The following is a 17,428-nucleotide window of genomic DNA, read 5'->3' on the forward strand; positions in this document are numbered from 1 at the left end:
GGCGACTCCATCGGGACGTGACAGGCTGCCGCGCATGCCGCTGCAGCTCGAACACCGCCCCGCGCCGCCCTGGATCGCCGAATCGGCGCCCGTCTTCCGCTCCTCCATCGAGAGCACTGGCCTCCTGGTCGGCATGCCCTGCTACGGGGGCATGGTGACGGCGGCCGCGATGCGCGGCCTGCTGGACACGCAGCAGGCCTGCCTCCGGCTCGGCCTGCCCTTCGCGGTGGCGACGCTGACCAATGAGAGCCTGATCACGCGCGGGCGGAACGCCCTGGCGTCGATCTTCCTGCGATCCTCGGCTTCGCACCTGCTCTTCCTGGACAGCGATATCGGCTTTGGCGCGGATGCGGTGCTGCGGCTGCTGGGGCACGGACGGCCGGTGATCGGCGGGCTGTACCGCAGCAAGCGCCTCGGCGGCGCGGACTGGGTCGCGACCTTCCCCCAGGGCGAAGGCGCGACGGCGCGGCGCGACGCGGCCACTGGCGCAGTGGAGGCCGAGGCCGTCGGCACCGGCTTCCTCCTGCTGCAGCGGAGCGTGCTGGAACGGCTGGCCGAGGCGCATCCGGAAACCGTGCACCAGACCGAGGACGGCCCCGTGCATGCCTTCTTCGAAGCCGGGATCGACCCGAAGGCCGCGCCCGGCCAGGGCCGCTACCTCAGCGAGGACTACCTGTTCTGCGCCCGCTGGCGCGCGCTGGGCGAGGAGGTGTGGTGCGACCCGGCCATTCGGCTCGAGCATCACGGGCAGGTCGCGCTTTCGGGTGATCCGATGGCGCTGTTTTCACCTGCCGGGTGATGAATTTCCCGGGGCTTACTCCCACATGCTGCACTGCACAACGCTCGCGTCCGGCGAGCGTTATGACTGGGCCGGCGCCTTCTCACCCCGGCTTCAAGGAACACCCATGCGGCCTCTGTCCGATACCATCGCCCGACTGGCCGCCTTCCGTCACGCAAGAGACACCGCCCAGGCGCCGTCGAGCGATCTCGCGGAACTGACGGGCTTCGGCTCCAACCTGGGCGCGCTCCGCGCCTGGACCCGCATTCCGGCCGACCTGCCGCCCCATGCGCCCCTCGTGGTGGTGCTGCATGGCTGCACGCAGACGGCGGCGGCTTACGACAACCACTCCGGCTGGTCGCATCTGGCCGAGGCGCAGGGCTTCGCGCTGCTCTTCCCCGAGCAGCAGCGGGCCAATAACGGGCATCTCTGCTTCAACTGGTTCCAGCCCGAGGACACGCGGCGCGACCAGGGCGAGGCCGCCTCCATCCGCCAGATGATCGAGCGGCTGGTGCTCGACCACGGGCTGGACCGGAGCCGGATCTTCGTCACCGGCCTCTCGGCGGGCGGCGCCATGGCCTCCACAATGCTGGCCGCCTATCCGGAGGTCTTCGCCGGCGGGGCCATCATCGCCGGCCTGCCTTATGGTGTCGCCGGCACCGTGCCCCAGGCGTTCGACCGGATGCGCGGCCATGGCATGCCCGATCCGGCGCGGCTGGAGGCGCTGGTGCGCGGGGCCTCCGACCACAGGGGCCCCTGGCCGAGGATCTCGATCTGGCAGGGCACCACGGATCGGACGGTCGCGCCGTCCAACGCGGACGCGATCCTCGACCAGTGGCGCGGGCTGCACCGCGTGGGCGGGCGGCCCGCACGCGTGGAGACGGTGGACGGCGTCCCGCACGAGGTCTGGTGCGACCGCGAGGGCCACGCGGTGATCGAGCGCTACGACATCGCCGGCATGGGCCACGGCACGCCGCTGGACGGCGCGGAGCCGGGCGAGACGGCCGGGGCCTATATGCTGGACGTGGGTGTTTCCTCGACCCGGCACATCGCGCGCTTCTGGGGGCTGGCGCCCGCCGCGTCCCGCGCGCCGCGGAAGACGGCAGCCCCGGCGCCCGAGCCGGTGGGCGTCATCCAGCAGACGATCGAGAGCGCGCTGCGGCAGGCGGGGCTGATGCGATAGGTCGGGATGCGAACCGCGCCCAGGCGCCGGTCCCGAACCCGGTCGCGCGACTCAATGCCCTGACAGCACGTGCCAATGCGGGCACGGTGGGGCTGATGGGAGACCGCCCTTGGCCGCCTTGTCCCTCTCCGCCAGACCCGACAGGCAGACCGTCCGGGCGATCTCCCGTACTCCTTTCGAACGCTCGCGTAACGGTGGCCCCGTATCCGTGCGCGCCTATAGCCGGATCCGCAACGGCAAGACGGAGCATGTCGGTGCGCACCAGCGAACGGACCCTCCCGGTTGGCGCACAGGCACCAGTCATTCTGGCCATGGCGCGTCGCCCTGGGCCGCCGGAGGACCCTCGCGGCAAACCGACGCCTCTTGAGGGTGGAGCAGGCATGGTCAATCGCGGTGGCGGCCCCTCGTCAAATTCGCCGCTGCGGCAGAATGATCCAGCTTACGCCGCTCCACGTTCAAACCCCGCCTCGCCGCCTCAGCCGCTGTCCGAAATCCTCGCTCCCGGGGGACAACCGATCGGAACCAGCCGCGCGCGAAGTGACATCGATATTCGTGGCATGCCCGGCGGCAATACGGGTGCCCGACAGATGTTTGAGCGCCTTACCTCGGGGCGGGGCGGAGTGGATGTAACGCCACCCGGCTAATCGCGGCCGAATGGTGAAACTTCCGGCGGAAGCCGAATTGGTTATCGCCATGAATCAAAAAGTGGAGGCCCTGCAATCGACATCAATATTCCTGGCTTCGATACCGTCAGACGCCTGCACTACTAATTATATTGGAGGATTTCCTGTGGCATCCTTAAAACAGCATATCGAATGGCTTATTGCGGAAGCTGAGCATGACTACGTTAGCCTCTCGCTGATCATCGGCGCCGCAAACAAAGCTGACGAAGCCGATCCGAATCTCAATCAGATGCAACGGACGCTTGCCCTTATAGGCAAGCTCCTGGATCACGGCTTCCAGGCCGTGGACCTTGCCGACCACGGAAAATGCGTGCCATGGCCAAATCAGGATCGCGCTTCCATCCTCCGCCGCATCGAAGAGGCTTGGCGTCGTTCAGGAGAGCTCGAGATCGCCTTCGACTTCTGGTTCGACCTCCCCAAATCCCGCCGCTGACGCCCTACCCCCGCCGCACCTCGCTCCCCGCCACCGCCGCCAGATTCGCGATGCCGCGCGCCGTCACGCTCGGAACCAGGACATGGATGGGCTTGTTCATGCCGAGCAGCATGGGCCCCACCTGCAACCCGTCCGAGACCGCCTTCACGAGGTTGAAGGCGATGTTCGCCGCATCGATGTTGGGGAAGACCAGCAGGTTAGCCATCCCCTCCAGCTTCGGGTCCCGCACGGCCTTGGCGCGGATGGCCGGGACGATCGCCGCGTCGCCATGCATCTCGCCATCCACCTCCAGGCCGGGCGCGGCGGCGCGGATCAGCTTCAGCGCCTCGCGCATCTTACGCGCGCTCGGCGCGCCCGAGGCGCCGAAGGAGGAATGGCTCAGCAGCGCCACCTTCGGCGTGATGCCGAAGCGGCCCATCTCCTCGGCGGCGAGCAGCGTCATCTCGGCCAGCTGCTCGGCCGTGGGGTCGATGAGCAGATGCGTGTCCACGAAGAACAGCGTCGCGCCCTGGATGATGACGGCCGAGAGCGCGTAGGCGCGGCTGACATCGGCCCGCTTGCCGACGATCGCCAGCACATGCTCCCACTCGCGCATCCAGTCGCTGCGCCCGCCGATGATGGCGGCATCCGCGCGCCCCGCTTCGAGCAGCAGCGACGCCGCCACGGCCGGGCGGTTGGAAACGCGCCGCGCCGCCGCCTCGGGCGTGATGCCGCGACGGCCGACCTTCTCCTGATAGAGCGAGACCAGCGGCTGGAAAAGCTCGGTGTGCTCCTCCGGATGCAGCACCGTCACGGAGGAGCCGATGGCCATGCGCAGGCCCAGGGCCTTCACCTTCTCCGCCACCACCGCGGCACGGCCGATGAGGATGGGCAGGGCCGTGCCCTCGTCCAGCACGGTCTGCACGGCGCGCAGCGTCCGCTCGTCCTCGCCCTCGGAGAAGACGATGCGGGCCGGCTTGCTCTTCGCCAGCTCCTGCACGGGGCGCATGAGGTTCCCGGAGCGGTAGACGAAGCGCGACAGGTCGGCCTTGTAGGCCACGAAATCCTGGATCGGCCGGCGCGCCACGCCGCTGTCCATCGCCGCCTTCGCCACGGCCGGCGCGATCTCCAGGATCAGCCGCGGATCGAAGGGCTTGGGGATGATGTATTCCGGCCCGAAGACCGGCGCCGTGCCGCCATAGGCCGCGGCCACGACCTCGCTCGCCTCGACGCGCGCCAGGGCCGCGATGGCCTCGACGGCAGCGACCTTCATGGCCTCGTTGATCGTGGTGGCGCCAGCATCCAGCGCGCCGCGGAAGATGAAGGGGAAGCAGAGGACGTTGTTGACCTGGTTCGGGTAGTCCGTGCGGCCGGTGGCCACGATCGCGTCCGGCCGGGCGGCGCGGACAGCCTCGGGCAAAATTTCCGGCTCGGGATTGGCCAGCGCCAGAACCAGCGGCCTGGGGCCGAGCTTGGACAGCCACTCGCCCTTCAGCACGCGCGGGGCGGAAAGGCCGAGGAAGATATCCGCGCCGTCCAGCACCTCAGGCAAGGTGCGGGCGTTGGTCTCCTGGGCGTAGCGCGCCTTGGTGGGGTCGAGGCCGGGGCGGCCGGAATAGACCACGCCCTCCACGTCGCAGACCGTCACGTTCTCGCGCCTCAGCCCCATCTCGACCAGCAGGTCGAGGCAGGCCAGGGCGGCCGCGCCGCCTCCTGTATTGACCAGCTTCACATCCTCAAGCCGCTTGCCCTGGACGAGCAGGCCGTTGCGGATGGCGGCGGCGACGATGATGGCGGTGCCGTGCTGGTCGTCGTGGAAGACCGGGATGTTCATCCGCTCGCGCAGGCGGCGCTCGATCTCGAAGCACTCGGGGGCCTTGATGTCCTCGAGGTTGATGGCGCCGAAGCTGGGCTCCAGCGCGGCTACGACCTCGACGAAACGGTCGGGGTCCAGAGCATCGACCTCGATGTCAATGGAATCGATGCCGGCAAAGCGCTTGAAGAGGACCGCCTTGCCCTCCATCACCGGCTTGGAGGCGAGCGGACCGATATTCCCCAGCCCCAGCACCGCCGTGCCGTTGGTGATGACGGCGACCATGTTGCCGCGGGTCGTGTAGTCCCAGGCCTTGTCGGGATCTGCGGCGATCTCCTCGCAGGCGGCGGCGACGCCGGGGGAATAGGCCAGCGCCAGGTCGCGCTGCGAGGCCATGCGCTTGGTGGGCTCGATGGTGAGTTTCCCGGGCCGCGGCAGGCGGTGATAGTCGAGCGCGGCGCGGCGGAAATCATCATCCATGAATCGAACCCCTCCAGGAGCGCGAAAATGCGCGCCCCAGGACGGGAGGGCAACCTATCGCCGGGCCGCCACTCCGCATCGGGGCGCCAGGGAGACGGGGGGTTGGGCGCCGGCGGCTATTCCGCGCCGTCGAGCACGTCCAGCACGACGCGGTTTCCGTCCATGCGATAGGTGCGGATGCGCGCCGCCGGCGTGGTCTCGATCCGCAGGGCCGTGCGGGCCTCGTCCGGCCGGATGGCGCGGACATTCCGCGGCAGGCCGAGTTGCTCGACCCCCGGCAGGCAGCCGGCCCCGGGGAAGCGCAGCAGCGCGCCGTTCTGCACCGGCTCCACCTCATGGCGGATGGGCCCGGTCCAGTGGAAGACGAGGCGCCCGAAGCCGGGATGGCTGCCGGATCGGGTGGCGAGCCGGTCGCGGTCGCATCGGGCCGTCCCTTCCGCCGGGAGCGGGACGGGCGGCGGGGCGAGCGACGCCGGAATGGCGGCGGTTGAGGCCGGGTGCGGCACTTCGGCCGGGGACGGGTCCGGAACGGCGGCGGTCGGGGCCAGGTCTGGAACGGAGGCGGCCGGGGTCAGGTCCAGAGCGGCGCCGGGCGGGGTCAGGTCTGGAGCGGAGGCCGCCGGGGTCAGGTCTGGAACGGTGGCAGGCGGGGTCAGGTCTGGAACGAGGGCAGGCGGGATCAGGTCTGAGCCGGTGGCGGGCGGGATCGTGCCCGAAGCAGCGGGCGTCAGGTCGGGAACGGTGGCGGCCGAGTCGACGCCACGCTCTTCCCGCGTGAGTTCCGTCTTCCCGGGCGAATCCGATGCCGCTGGCGCTGAAGGGGCCGCCGGCACGCCGTCCAGCGCCTTTGTCTGGTCAAGATTCGCAACAAAGGCTTGCACGCCTGCCGTGGCGGCACTGGAGAGGTCCATGGCCTCGAGGCGAGGCCAGGCCAAGCCGCAAGCCAGGCCGGTGGCGAAGATTCCCGCCATGGCAAGGCCGCGTCTGACCCGCAGCCAGCCCCGGCGCGGCGGCGCCGCGGCCATCTGCGGCATGGGAGCGGGGAGCATCGGAGCGGGAGGCGCGGCAACAGAGAGCGGGGCAACGGGAGCGGCTGGCGGCGGCGCCACCACCGCCATCATGACGGTCTCGGCCTCCGCCTCTGGAGAAGGCTGTCCGATCGCCGCCCGCAGCGCCGCGGCCATCGCGGCCGCGCTGGGGTAGCGGTCCCCGGGATTCTTGGCGAGGGCCGTGGCGACGACGGCGTCTACCCGCGGGGAAAGCCCCGCCAGCAGCATTGAGGGCGGATTCGGCGTCCGGGTCAGGATGTTCTGGAAGATGGCCGGCATGGTGCCGGCGAAGGGCCGCTCGCCGGTCAGCATCTGGTAGAGGATGACGCCCACGGACCAGAGGTCGGACCGCTGGTCGACCGCCTCGCCGCGGACCTGCTCCGGAGACATGGTCGTCGGCGTGCCGACGATCTGGCCCACCAGGGTCTGTTGGGCCTCGCCGACGCGCGCAACTCCGAAATCGGCGAGCCGGACCTCGCCCAGCCCCTCGGCGGCGGAGATCGCCAGCAGGATGTTCGCCGGCTTCACGTCGCGATGCACGATGCCGCGGCCATGGGCGTAGTGGAGCGCGTCCAGGAGCTCGCCGATGATGCGGCCCGTCTCCTGCAGGCCCGGCCTCTCGCCGCGGTCGAGGACCGCCTTCAGGGTCTCGCCGATGACGAGCTCCATGACGATCCAGGCGAATTCCGGCGTCTCGCCGAAGTCGTGCACGGTGACGATGCCGGGATGGGAGAGCCGCGCGACGGCCCGCGCCTCCAGGTGGAAGCGGCGGAACTCCTCCGTCGCCTCCGCTTCCGAGACGGCTTCGATGGGCAGCGTCTTCAGCGCGACGAGCCGGCGGAGGCGCTGGTCATAGGCCTCGAAGACCTCGCCGAAGGCGCCGGAGCCGATGCGGTCGCGCAGCTCGTAGCGCCCCGCGATCAATGGCGGAGCCGCCTGGGCGGCCGATGGGTCGCACGCAGCTGTGTTCAACATGGCGCGGTGACGAGTTCGGATGCTCTTTCCACACGTGCTTCGTCGCACGGAATCACTCATTTATGCAGTCGGTTAGGTGTCGAGTTTTGTCGATAGCGTAGCTGGCGGGGACCAGACCGTCGCGCGAGGATCCAGGGGTTGATCAAGGCTCAGGGGCACGAGACCGGCGCGGAGGATTGGAAGGCTGTCGGCCGACCCCATCTCCCACGATGCCGAAGGTGTCGAGGCCCTGGGCCGTCTTGATCCTGGACGCCGGCTCCGGCAATCAGCCCGGGCGATTTCAGGCGGGTCGGAATGGTGCGGTCGAGAAGATTCGAACTTCCAAGGGGTTTCCCCCACCAGCACCTCAAGCTGGCGTGTCTACCATTCCACCACGACCGCAGACCGGGGGCGTTTAGCGCATGATCCCGAAGGGTTCAACCGACCCGGCCAAGGAAATCCCCGAAGTCGAAATTCAATGGGCGGTCTCGGACGGGCTGACGCCCTATCCCGATGCCCTGGCCGCGATGGAGGCCCGCGTCGTCGGCATCCGCGCGGGCACCGCCTCCGAGGCCGTCTGGCTGGTCGAGCATCCGCCAACCTACACCGCCGGCACCAGCGCCAGGCCCGAGGAACTCATCGAGCGCCGCTTCCCCCATTTCGCGGCCGGGCGCGGCGGGCAATGGACCTATCACGGCCCCGGCCAGCGCACCGCCTATGTGATGCTGGACCTGCACAAGCCGCACGGCCCGGTGCCGGCGCGCGACATCCGCGCCTATGTCCACGGGCTCGAGGAATGGATGATCCGCGCGCTCGACCGCTTCAATGTGCGCGGCGAGCGGCGGCAGGGGCGAGTCGGCATCTGGGTGGTGAAATCCGGCGGCGCGGAGTTCAAGATCGGCGCCATCGGCGTCCGGGTGACGCGCTGGGTGAGCTGGCACGGCATCGCGCTGAACGTGGAGCCGGACCTCTCTCATTTCGGCGGCATCGTGCCCTGCGGGATCGCGGAGCACGGCGTCACCAGCCTGCACGACCTCGGCATCCTCGCGACCATGGAGGAGGCCGACGCAGCGCTGATGTCGGCCTGGGGCGAGGTCTTCGGCGGGCACGAGCTGGCGGCGGAGACAACCTTGCCAATATAGGCAATTGACCCCATTGGACAAATCGTCACCATCCGCCGCTCGGACCGTTTGGAGTCTGCTGCTTGCCCGCCACACCCCGCGCGACGCGCGGCGCCGTATCGGAAGAAGCGCTCCGGGGCGAGCGTGCGATCCTCACCGGATGCCTTCTCGACATCCTCATCGGCATTGTCACCCTGGTCGCGGCATTCTGGGGCAACTCGCTGACCCTTCTCGGCGAATGCGTGCGCGGCGGCCTGCTGATCATTCTCGAGCTCGTGCTGCTGGTCCTGCTCCGCCGGATCAACCGCGGCACCATCGCGGATTACGACTACGGCACCCGCAAGCTCGAGCAATTCGCCAATCTCGTCGTCGGCATCGCGATGATCCTGGGCGCGCTCTGGCTGCTCTCGGGCGTGGCGCGGCGGCTGGACACGATCCAGGTGCAGTCGGCGACGGGCATGGCCTTCGGCGCCGTGGCGGCCCTGGCCAACCTGGCCATCAACGGCTGGGTCTTCTACCTGCTCTGGCGGTCAAGCCGCGGCGGCACCTCGATCATCGTCAACGGCCAGCTGCTCTCGCGGCTCTCGAAGGTGATCGCCTCGGCGCTGGTCGCCGTGGCTGTGCTGGTGAATGCCTCCGCCGGCCCCGAGGGCATCGGCCATTGGGCGGACATCGTCGGCACGATGGTCGTCGTCACGGTCATGCTCAGCTTCGGCGCGCGGATGATCCAGCAATCGCTGCCGCACCTCATCGACCGCGCGCTGAACGACCGGCAGCAGGCCACCATCAACCGCGCACTGGCCGCCAGCTTCGACGCCTATGACGAGTTGCTGGCAGTACGGACGCGCACCCAGGGCAGCGACGCCTGGATCGAGATCGAGGTCGGCTTCGCGCCGGACCGGTCGATCGGCGAGGTCCACCGGCTGGCGGAGGAGATGGCGGCGGAGATCCGCCAGGTGATCCCCGGCGCGCAGGTTCTCGTGATCCCGCGGGCCGTCGGGGCTTAGGGCGATCGGGTCTTAGGGCGGATCCCGATCGTGCCGCCTCGCATGGTCTCTCGCCGCGCTTGCGGGAGCCGGCGTTCAGGACCAGGCGCTTTCAGGTCCGACGCCTTCACCGATGACCCAGGACATCCCTGGAACGAAAAACGGCGGCCCTTCGCAGGGCCGCCGTTCTGAAGTCGCTTCGGTCGGGGTTACCGGCCGCGCGCCATGAAGCTGCGGCCCGAGGAATTGCCCGGCGAGGCCGGACGCTTCCGCCCGCCATCGCCCATCGGCTTCACGAAGCTGCGCTGCTCCTGCGCCGGCCGGCCCGGTCCGCGCGACTCGTGGCGATCGCCGTGGTCCGAGCGCGCGCCCTGGTGGCCGCCATGGTCCCGCTTCGGCTGGCGGTGCTGCTGCTGGGGCGCGCCGCCCCGGCCGCGCTGCGGGCGCGTCGGCGTGGCCTTGTCGTTCAGCGGGATGGTCGGGTTCGCGCGCCGGTCCTCGGAATCGATCTTCTGGCGGGTCGTGCGCTCGATGGCGCGCAGCAGCCCCACCTCGTCCGGCGCCACCAGCGCGATGGCCTGGCCCGAGGCGCCGGCGCGGGCCGTGCGGCCGATGCGGTGCACATAGGTCTCGGGCACCTCCGGCAGCTCGTGCTGGATGACATGCGTCACCTCCGGCACGTCGATGCCGCGGGCGGCGATGTCGGTCGCGACCAGGATGGGCGCGCGGCCGGCCTTGAACTCGGCCAGCGCCCGCTCGCGCTGCGACTGGCCCTTGTTGCCGTGGATGGCGTTGGCGCGGAGGCCGTCCTCCTCCAGGCTCTTCACGATCTTGTCCGCGCCATGCTTGGTGCGGGCGAAGATCAGCACGCGGCCGACGCCCTCGGCACGGAGGATGCCGGCCAGCACGCCGCGCTTGGCGGCGCCGTCCAGGATGATGACCTTCTGGTTCACGCGCTCGGCCGTGGTGGCGACGGGCGTCACCTCCACGCGGACCGGCTCCTTCAGCATCACGTCGGCGAGCTTGGCGATCGCCGGCGGCATAGTGGCGCTGAAGAACATCGTCCGGCGCTCCTTCGGCACCTGCGCGACGATCTTGTTGATGACCGGGAAGAAACCCTGGTCGAGCATCTGGTCGGCCTCGTCGAGGACCAGCACCTCGGTCATGTCGAGGCGCGCATGGCGCGTCTGCATGTGGTCGACCAGGCGGCCCGGCGTGGCGACGAGCACGTCGACGCCGCGCGCCAGCGCCCGCTGCTGCGGCACATGGCCGACGCCGCCGAAGACGGTCGCGACGGAGAAGCCCATGTGGCGGCCGTAGCTCTTGAAGGACTCGGCGATCTGCGAGGCGAGCTCGCGCGTCGGCGAAAGCACCAGCACGCGGCAGCCGCCGCGCGGCGGGCGCCCGCCGCCCTCGGCCAGCAGATGCAGGATCGGCAAAGCGAAGGCGGCGGTCTTGCCGGTGCCGGTCTGCGCGATGCCCAGGATGTCGCGGCCCTGCAGGGCCGGGGGGATGGCCTGCGCCTGGATCGGCGTCGGCGTGGTGTGGCCGGCCTGCTCCAGCGCGGTGAGGAGGAGCGGGTTGAGGTTCAGTTCGGCGAAGGTGGTCATGATGAATCCAGCTGCACGGCGCGCGTCCTCGCGGCCGTGGGAGTAAGGGGTGGACACCCCGCGTGGCTGGGTTGTTCCGGGAAGAGCGCATCGAAAGGTCCGGCAGTTCGGCTGCCTGATTCACCCCGTGTCGCGGAGCTCGGCGCCGCTCACGCGGCCGGACCCTGGCGAGCATGCGTGCCCGCTTGGATGACGGTCATATGCTGCATTGCGAAAGGAAATGCAAGGACGGAATGCGCCGGCATGCCCGGTCGCCGCCCGCCCGAGGCGGCTAGAGGGAGGGCTTGCGGATGAAGCCCGGCTCGGCCGGGGCCTCGGCGAAGCTCTCCTCGATGCTCGTCACTTGCGCCGCCGGCGGCCCGCGCCGGCAGGCGGTGAGCACGGCCTGCACGGCGTCCCGCTCGCCCGCGAGCAGGGCCTCGACCGTGCCGTCGCGCCGGTTGCGCACCCAGCCCGCGATGCCGTTGCGCCGCGCCTCGTGCACCAGCCAGTCGCGATAGCCCACGCCCTGCACGCGGCCGGCGATGCGGATGAGGCTCGCCGTCACGCCAGCTCCCTCATGCCAACGATGCCAGCCGCGCGGCCAGCGCCAGATCCGCCGCGACCTTCACGCGCTGGTTTTCCGTCGCCCAGTCCAGGCCCCAGCGCTCCTCCTGGAAAAGCTCGTCGGTGAGGGCGATCCGATGCGCCTCCTCCGGCGCCAGCGCGCCCCGCACCACCGCGAGGCCGAGCACCAGGCTTCCCAGCGCCGGCACCAGCACGCCCAGCGCCGAGAGCCGCACGGGCGAGAGCGCCGCGACCGCGCGATGCAGCGCGTCGATCGTGGCCGGGCTTTGCCGGATGGGCATGATCCCGGTGGTGCTGCGCAGCTCGGCGCCCAGCTCGCGCGCGGCCCATTGGATCCAGGGATCCCAGGCGGCGCGCTGCAGGACGGCGAGATCCGGGTCCTCGGCGCGGTAGGAGAGGAGATCCGTCTCCGCATATTTCGCGATGGCCTCGATCGTGGCCTCCGGCGCCGGCGCGATGCGCTCGGCCGCGGTGCCGGCGAGGCGCGTCAGCGGCACGTCCTCCCAGGACATCTCGCCGTCCTTCGCGCCGCCGGCGGCCTGCCACTCGCCGGCCAGCGCCTCGCCCAACTCGCGCGTGGCCACGCGGAGCGTGCCGCCGCCGGGCAGCCGCATCGGCCGCCCGTCCAGATGGATGGCGAAGCCCCCGTCTTCCTGCACGCAGGCCGCATGATCCCAGAAACGCTTCATCGCCGCCTACCGTCCGAAAATGCCACGCAGCATGTTGTTCAACGCCGGCTGGCGCTGCTCCCCCGCGGGGCCCTGGGCCGGCTGCTGCGGCGGCGCGGCCGCCGCCGGGACCGGCCCGGCCCTTCCGCCGCGCGCGGCCCGCAGCGCCGTGCCGCAATCCGGCAGCGAAGGCGCGCCGCTCTGCTGCGGCAGCAATCCGCCGATCCCCGGGATCGCACGCTCCAGCCGGTCGCCGAGCTCGCCGGAGAGCGCGCCCTGGGCCACGCCCGCCATCTCCAGTCGCGGCGAGGCCAGGGTGCCGGTCAGCGGCACGGGCGCGCGCAGCCGCACGCCGGCGACGCGCAGATCCGTGTTGAAGCGCATGGAGAGCGTCTCGTCGCGCAGGTTCAGGGTGCCCTCGCCGCCGATCCGGCCGGGCGCGCCCTCCAGATAGAGGGGCCGCATGGCGGCGATCCCGCGATCGGCCTCGGCACGGAGGGCGAGGCAGGAGAGCGCCAGGTCGCCGCCGCCCAGGCCGGGAATCTGCGCCAGGGTCTGCGCCGGGCGGCCGGACAGCCGGCCTTCCGTGACGGCCAGGCCGAGATGGCCCGTCGCCGTCCCGGCCAGCGCGCGCGTCGTCGCCCCCTGCCCCCGCAGATCCATGTCGAGATCGGTGCGGCCGGCCAGCGGGCTCGCGATGCCGAACGCGCCGAGCAGCGCGACGGGATCGAGCCCCTGCCCGCCGCCGGCGATCTGCAGCGCCGGCGGGCTCGCCGTCGCATCGGCCGCGATGCGCAGGTTCAGCGTCCCGCCCGGCAGGGCCGCCGCGAAGGGGTCGAGCCGCGCGACGCCGGCCTGGTTCACCAGACGCCCGCTCATCTGCCGGGCCACCATCGTCCCGCTGCGCAGCTCGACCTTGTCGAAGGTCAGGTCCGCGTCGAAGCGCCGCAGGCCCGCGAGGTCGACGGCGATGTCGGGGATGAGCCGCCCCGAGGCCGGCGTCACGGGCGCGGGCCCCGGCGTGGCCGGCGTAGGGCCCGCCTGGGCGGGCGCAGCGCGGAAGGCGGCGAGATCGATCCGGGCCGAGGTCACGCCGCCCTTCAGCGACGGGCGCGGCGCCCAGCCCAGCTCCAGCGCGCCCGTCAGCGTGCCGCCGGAAGAGGCGAAACGGATGCCGCCGATCCGCGCGCCATCGGCAAAGCGGTCGCCCAGCGAGGCCACATCCGCGCGCAAGGCCACGTCCCGCAGCGGCGGGAGCGGCTGCTCGACCAGCGGTCCCAGCGCGGCGAGGTCCGGAGCATTGGCCTCCACCACCAGGTCGCCGGGCCAGGAGCCATAGACGGAGAGCGAGGCGTCGGCCGCGCCGAAGCGCAGCGTCACCGGGCTCGGCGTGCCGGTTTGCAGCGCCAGCGGCACGAATTCGGCGTGCAGCGTGATGGGCTGCCCGCGATAGGTGCCGTTGGCGTCGATCCGCGGCGCGCCCTGCAGGGAAGCCTGCGCGAAGGTGGCGCCGGTCAGCGTGATACCGGCGAACTCGCCGCCGCCGATCCGTCCCTCGATCCCGCCGAGCTGCGGCGCGCCCCCCACCAGCGCCGCCTGGGCACGGAGATGGATGCCGGTCAGCGCCGGCAGGGCCCGGCCCGCGATGGCGCTCAGCGCGTCCAGCCGCGGGATCTCGGCGGAGAGCACGGCCTGCCAGTCGCCGCCGGTCTTCTGGCCTTCGGCCGAGAGCCGCCCGCCCGGCAGGACGGCGGTCAGCCGGAAGGGCCAGGGGTTGGTGGCGGCGAATTGCAGGGCCGCGCCCACGCGGCCCTCGATCAGCGCCTCCGTCCCGCGCGCGACGACGGTGGCCGTGAGGTCCAGCGGGCCGTCCACGCCGGTGCCGGTGAGACGGGCCTGCGGGACGCGAATCTCCTCGCCCTCATAGCTGACGATCCAATCCTTCAAAGCGGCGCTGCGGATATCGAGGATGAGCGGCCGCGAGGGCGCCGCCGCCGGGGAGGTGGCGGGCGCCGGCGCGACGGGTGCCGGCACGGGCGCGCGATCCATCTGCCAGTTCTGCTTCTCCAGCAGCAGGCGGCCGCCTTCCAGCGTCAGGCTGGCGATCTCGATCCGCCCGCCGATCAGGGCGATCAGGCCGAGGCGCAGCTCGGCATGGGCCACGCGCAGCATCTCCGGCGAGCTGCCGCCGGGGATATTCGCGAGCACCAGCCCATCGACGGACACGGTCGGAGTCAGGGCCGGCGAGAGGCGCAGCGGGCCCTCGATGCGGAACTCGCGGCCGGTGGCGCGCTGAACGGCCTCCGCGAGGCGCGGCCGGAAGGAGTCCGCGTCGAAGAAGAGCAGGAAGCCGCCGATCGCCAGGACCGGGATGGCGACGACGATCGCCGCGACGACGAGCAGGATCTTTCTCATTTCTGGCGCTTCGGCTTGTAGGGGATGGGGTTGTCGAAGCCGAAGAAGCCCATGGTCGCCTCGAAATGCGGAGGCGGGGCGGCGCTGACCTCCAGCGTGCCCCCCTCGGGATGCGGCAGGCGCAGCGTGCGCGCATGCAGGTGCAGGCTGCCGGAGATGCCCTCCAGATGCGCGGCCTCGCCGCCATACTTGCCGTCGCCGAGAATGGGGCAGCGCAGCCCGTCGGCGCAATGGACGCGCAGCTGGTGGGTGCGGCCGGTCTGCGGCTTCATCTCCAGGAAGGCGGCCCGCCGCTTGGCGACGTCGAGCGTCGTGTAGTCGGTGACGGAGCGCAGGCCGGTCTCGCCGGGGGCGGCCGGAACGGTGCGCTCGCCGCGCGGGCCGTTCTCGCGCGCCAGCGGCATGGAGATGCGCCCGGCCCGGTGCTCGGGCTCGCCGACCACGATGGCCCAATAGGTCTTTTCCATGTCGCGGCCCCGGAAGGCCCTGGCGAGATGCGCCGCGGCGGGCGCCGTGCGTGCCACGACCAGGATGCCGGAGGTGTCGCGGTCCAGCCGATGCACCAGGCGGGGCTTCTCGCCGTCATAGGCCAGGGCCTCGAGCATGCCGTCGACATGCTTGGTGATGCCGGGCCCGCCCTGCACGGCGAGGCCGGGCGGCTTGTCGATCACGATCACGCTGTCGTCGCGGTAGAGAACGCGCGACTGGATCTCGGCCGCGACGGCGTCGGGCAGCTTCTTCGGCTCGGCCTTGGGCGCCGGCTTGCTGGGCATGGGCGGGATGCGCAGCTCCTGCCCGGCGAGGAGACGCGTATTGGCCTCCGCCTTCTTGCCGTTCACGCGGATCTGGCCGGTGCGCAGCATCTTCTGGAGCGCGCCCTGGGTGAGCGCCGGATAGCGGCGCTTCAGCCAGCGATCGAGACGGGTGTCGTCCTCGGCGGGGGGGACGGTGAGCGAGATGACGGACATCCGGCGCGTCTTAGCAGATTTGCCAGGACCGCGCCCCCGCCCCTCATCGCAACCGCAACAACGGCATCAGGATGGGGCCGAGCGCGCCGGCATCGCGCTGGGACGAGGCCTTGGTCGGGCAGTTCCCGGCCTTGGTCTTGATCGCCCAGCCGGCATTGCGCAGGGCATCGGCGAGCGAGGCGACCCGCTTGGGCGTCATGATCCCGGTGTTCACGTGCAGTCCGCGCTGGAGCAGCGGCAGCCGGCCGAGAACGCCTCCGGAGGTCAGCACGCGGTGCACCACATCGGCGCAGTTCTTGCGCAGGAAGTTGTAGTTGGCCTTCGGCTTGTCACGGATCTCCTTCCACCGCAGCCGCATCTTCTCCACGCTGAGGCCGTAGAGGTCGTAGACCACATGCGGCTCGCTGCGCTCGGCCGCGACGTCCTGATAGAGGCCGAGCTTCGGCTCCGCCCGGCCGAAGCTCCCGTCCTCGGGCCACCAGCTCACGTAATTCTGATTGTAGTGAACGCCCGAGGCGCCGAACGCCGTCTCCAGCGCGGACGGCATGACGTATTCCGGCGAACGCGGATCGAGTGAAATCTCGAAATTCTTACCGACCTCATAGTTACCGAGATAGAGGCTCGCATGGCCGATATGGGTGTCTCCATTCGGGTCTTCATTTGGGTACCAGATGAAGAGACGCGCACTGACGGGTCCACTGGGCATCGATAACCTCCATGGTGACGATACCACGACTGTAGGGTTCGATGTTCCGGCACCGGAAGCCAGAACTTCCGATGCCCTCGTTCGGCCGCGCCGATCGTAGCCCCGCGGGAGGTCTCGCCGCGCCTCAGGCGCCCTCCGCCGCTCAGTCCCGCTTGAAGCTCCACTTGTAGCCCGTTCCGGCCTTGGTCACCCGGCCGGCCGTGGGCGCGGGGAAGTGGATCGGCAGCAGCAGCGTGTCGGTGCCGGCCACCTCGTCGAAGACGGTCCTGCGGCTCTCGCCGGCCTGGGCCGGATCCCAGCAGAAGATGGTCGACATGGTCGGGTCGATGCATTGCAGCTGGTGGTGCATCATGTCGCCGGCCACGATCGCGCGCTTGCCGCCGCTCCTGATGTCCACGCAGACATGGCCCGGCGAATGGCCTGGCGTGAGGATCAGCCCGATCGTGTCGTCGAGGGTGAAGCTCTCATCGACCAGCAGCGCCTGACCGGCCTTCACGATGGGCTCGCAATTCATCTTCCACACGCCGCCCGCCCCGCCCGGCTTGTCGATACCCTCCTTCGCCAGCTTCTCCCATTCGGCGTACTCGCCCTTGTGGAAGACGTACTTGGCCTTGGGGAAGGTCGGCACCCATTCGCCGTTCACGAGCTTGGTGTTCCAGCCGCAATGGTCGATGTGCAGGTGGGTGCAGAAGACGTAGTCCACGTCTTCCACCGTGAGCCCCTCGGCCGCGAGGTTGTCGAGCCAGGGCTGCTTGGGGAAGTCCATGGGGGCCGGATAGCCCTTGTCCTCGCCCGTGCAAGTGTCGATCAGGATGACGTGCTTGGGCGTGCGTACCAGGAAGGTCTGGTAGGTAATGACCATCTTGCCGGAGGATTTCTCGAAGACCTCGGGCTCCAGCTGGGCGACATCGGCGGCCTTGGCGGCACTGTCATAGTTCAGGAAGAAATCCTCCGGGCGGCGCCAGGGCCCGTCGCGCTCGATGATGCTGGTGATGGCGACATCGCCGATCTGCAGACGCTTCATGGAATTTTCGC

Annotated in this window: 14 protein-coding genes and 1 tRNA gene; 5 read left to right on the plus strand and 10 right to left on the minus strand. The window is 70.5% G+C overall.

Going from position 1 to position 17,428, the window contains the following annotated elements:
• Positions 1-34 precede the first annotated feature (34 nt).
• The 3 genes from EJV46_RS08095 (at position 35) to EJV46_RS08105 (ending at position 3,077) form a co-directional block, all read left to right on the plus strand.
• Complete coding sequence (locus tag EJV46_RS08095) at positions 35-799, plus strand: hypothetical protein (RefSeq protein WP_131548118.1); 765 nt, start codon at positions 35-37, stop codon at positions 797-799.
• 106 nt (positions 800-905) lie between these two features.
• Positions 906-1,961 carry a PHB depolymerase family esterase gene (locus tag EJV46_RS08100; RefSeq protein ID WP_131548119.1) on the plus strand — a complete coding sequence of 352 codons (1,056 nt, stop codon included), beginning with the start codon at positions 906-908 and terminating at the stop codon, positions 1,959-1,961.
• A 654-nt stretch (positions 1,962-2,615) separates the two neighbouring features.
• On the plus strand, positions 2,616-3,077 hold the full coding sequence (locus EJV46_RS08105; RefSeq protein ID WP_131548120.1) for a hypothetical protein: 462 nt from the start codon (positions 2,616-2,618) through the stop codon (positions 3,075-3,077).
• Between the two features lie 4 nt (positions 3,078-3,081).
• Here EJV46_RS08105 and EJV46_RS08110 read toward each other — a convergent pair whose 3' ends face one another.
• The 3 genes from EJV46_RS08110 to EJV46_RS08120 all read right to left on the minus strand — a co-directional run bounded on the left by EJV46_RS08110 (position 3,082) and on the right by EJV46_RS08120 (position 7,754).
• Complete coding sequence (locus EJV46_RS08110; protein ID WP_131548121.1) at positions 3,082-5,349, minus strand: NADP-dependent malic enzyme; 2,268 nt, start codon at positions 5,347-5,349, stop codon at positions 3,082-3,084.
• Positions 5,350-5,465: 116 nt separating this feature from the next.
• Positions 5,466-7,322 (minus strand): serine/threonine-protein kinase, encoded by a 1,857-nt coding sequence (locus tag EJV46_RS08115; RefSeq protein ID WP_165585417.1) that lies wholly within the window; start codon positions 7,320-7,322, stop codon positions 5,466-5,468.
• 346 nt (positions 7,323-7,668) lie between these two features.
• Positions 7,669-7,754: transfer RNA gene (locus tag EJV46_RS08120), tRNA-Leu, on the minus strand.
• 20 nt (positions 7,755-7,774) lie between these two features.
• Between EJV46_RS08120 and lipB the strand changes: the two genes are divergently transcribed.
• Positions 7,775-8,494, plus strand: a complete 720-nt coding sequence (gene lipB / locus EJV46_RS08125; protein ID WP_131548123.1) for a lipoyl(octanoyl) transferase LipB — start codon at positions 7,775-7,777, stop codon at positions 8,492-8,494.
• 62 nt (positions 8,495-8,556) lie between these two features.
• On the plus strand, positions 8,557-9,480 hold the full coding sequence (locus EJV46_RS08130; protein ID WP_131548124.1) for a cation diffusion facilitator family transporter: 924 nt from the start codon (positions 8,557-8,559) through the stop codon (positions 9,478-9,480).
• Positions 9,481-9,668: 188 nt separating this feature from the next.
• Here EJV46_RS08130 and EJV46_RS08135 read toward each other — a convergent pair whose 3' ends face one another.
• From EJV46_RS08135 to EJV46_RS08165, 7 genes are all read right to left on the minus strand, one after another.
• Positions 9,669-11,069 carry a DEAD/DEAH box helicase gene (locus tag EJV46_RS08135; RefSeq protein ID WP_131548125.1) on the minus strand — a complete coding sequence of 467 codons (1,401 nt, stop codon included), beginning with the start codon at positions 11,067-11,069 and terminating at the stop codon, positions 9,669-9,671.
• Positions 11,070-11,340: 271 nt separating this feature from the next.
• Positions 11,341-11,616, minus strand: a complete 276-nt coding sequence (locus EJV46_RS08140; RefSeq protein ID WP_131548126.1) for an acylphosphatase — start codon at positions 11,614-11,616, stop codon at positions 11,341-11,343.
• Positions 11,617-11,626: 10 nt separating this feature from the next.
• Entirely contained in the window at positions 11,627-12,325 is a 699-nt protein-coding gene (locus EJV46_RS23465; RefSeq protein WP_131548127.1) for an ATP12 family chaperone protein, read from the minus strand.
• 6 nt (positions 12,326-12,331) lie between these two features.
• Positions 12,332-14,719: an AsmA family protein gene (locus tag EJV46_RS08150; protein WP_131548128.1), complete on the minus strand. Its 2,388-nt coding sequence runs from the start codon at positions 14,717-14,719 to the stop codon at positions 12,332-12,334.
• Positions 14,716-15,687, minus strand: a complete 972-nt coding sequence (locus EJV46_RS08155; RefSeq protein WP_131548129.1) for an RluA family pseudouridine synthase — start codon at positions 15,685-15,687, stop codon at positions 14,716-14,718. Before EJV46_RS08155 ends, EJV46_RS08150 begins: the two co-directional genes overlap by 4 nt.
• 43 nt (positions 15,688-15,730) lie before the next feature.
• Positions 15,731-16,393: a hypothetical protein gene (locus EJV46_RS08160; protein WP_131548130.1), complete on the minus strand. Its 663-nt coding sequence runs from the start codon at positions 16,391-16,393 to the stop codon at positions 15,731-15,733.
• A gap of 142 nt (positions 16,394-16,535) precedes the next feature.
• Positions 16,536-17,417, minus strand: coding sequence for an MBL fold metallo-hydrolase (locus EJV46_RS08165; RefSeq protein ID WP_131548131.1), 882 nt, complete (start codon positions 17,415-17,417; stop codon positions 16,536-16,538).
• Positions 17,418-17,428 lie beyond the last annotated feature (11 nt).

It is taken from the genome of Roseococcus sp. SYP-B2431 (genome assembly GCF_004336745.1).
Taxonomy (GTDB): Bacteria; Pseudomonadota; Alphaproteobacteria; order Acetobacterales; family Acetobacteraceae; genus Roseococcus.

What these genes read in the sequence shown, in the direction of transcription:
- EJV46_RS08095 (WP_131548118.1), top strand. Translation starts at nt 35, where the DNA reads ATGCCGCTGCAGCTCGAACACCGCCCCGCGCCGCCCTGGATCGCCGAA.
- EJV46_RS08100 (WP_131548119.1), top strand. Translation starts at nt 906, where the DNA reads ATGCGGCCTCTGTCCGATACCATCGCCCGACTGGCCGCCTTCCGTCAC.
- EJV46_RS08105 (WP_131548120.1), top strand. Translation starts at nt 2,616, where the DNA reads ATGGTGAAACTTCCGGCGGAAGCCGAATTGGTTATCGCCATGAATCAA.
- EJV46_RS08110 (WP_131548121.1), bottom strand. Translation starts at nt 5,349, where the DNA reads ATGGATGATGATTTCCGCCGCGCCGCGCTCGACTATCACCGCCTGCCG.
- lipB (WP_131548123.1), top strand. Translation starts at nt 7,775, where the DNA reads ATGATCCCGAAGGGTTCAACCGACCCGGCCAAGGAAATCCCCGAAGTC.
- EJV46_RS08135 (WP_131548125.1), bottom strand. Translation starts at nt 11,069, where the DNA reads ATGACCACCTTCGCCGAACTGAACCTCAACCCGCTCCTCCTCACCGCG.
- EJV46_RS23465 (WP_131548127.1), bottom strand. Translation starts at nt 12,325, where the DNA reads ATGAAGCGTTTCTGGGATCATGCGGCCTGCGTGCAGGAAGACGGGGGC.
- EJV46_RS08150 (WP_131548128.1), bottom strand. Translation starts at nt 14,719, where the DNA reads ATGAGAAAGATCCTGCTCGTCGTCGCGGCGATCGTCGTCGCCATCCCG.
- EJV46_RS08155 (WP_131548129.1), bottom strand. Translation starts at nt 15,687, where the DNA reads ATGTCCGTCATCTCGCTCACCGTCCCCCCCGCCGAGGACGACACCCGT.
- EJV46_RS08160 (WP_131548130.1), bottom strand. Translation starts at nt 16,393, where the DNA reads ATGCCCAGTGGACCCGTCAGTGCGCGTCTCTTCATCTGGTACCCAAAT.
- EJV46_RS08165 (WP_131548131.1), bottom strand. Translation starts at nt 17,417, where the DNA reads ATGAAGCGTCTGCAGATCGGCGATGTCGCCATCACCAGCATCATCGAG.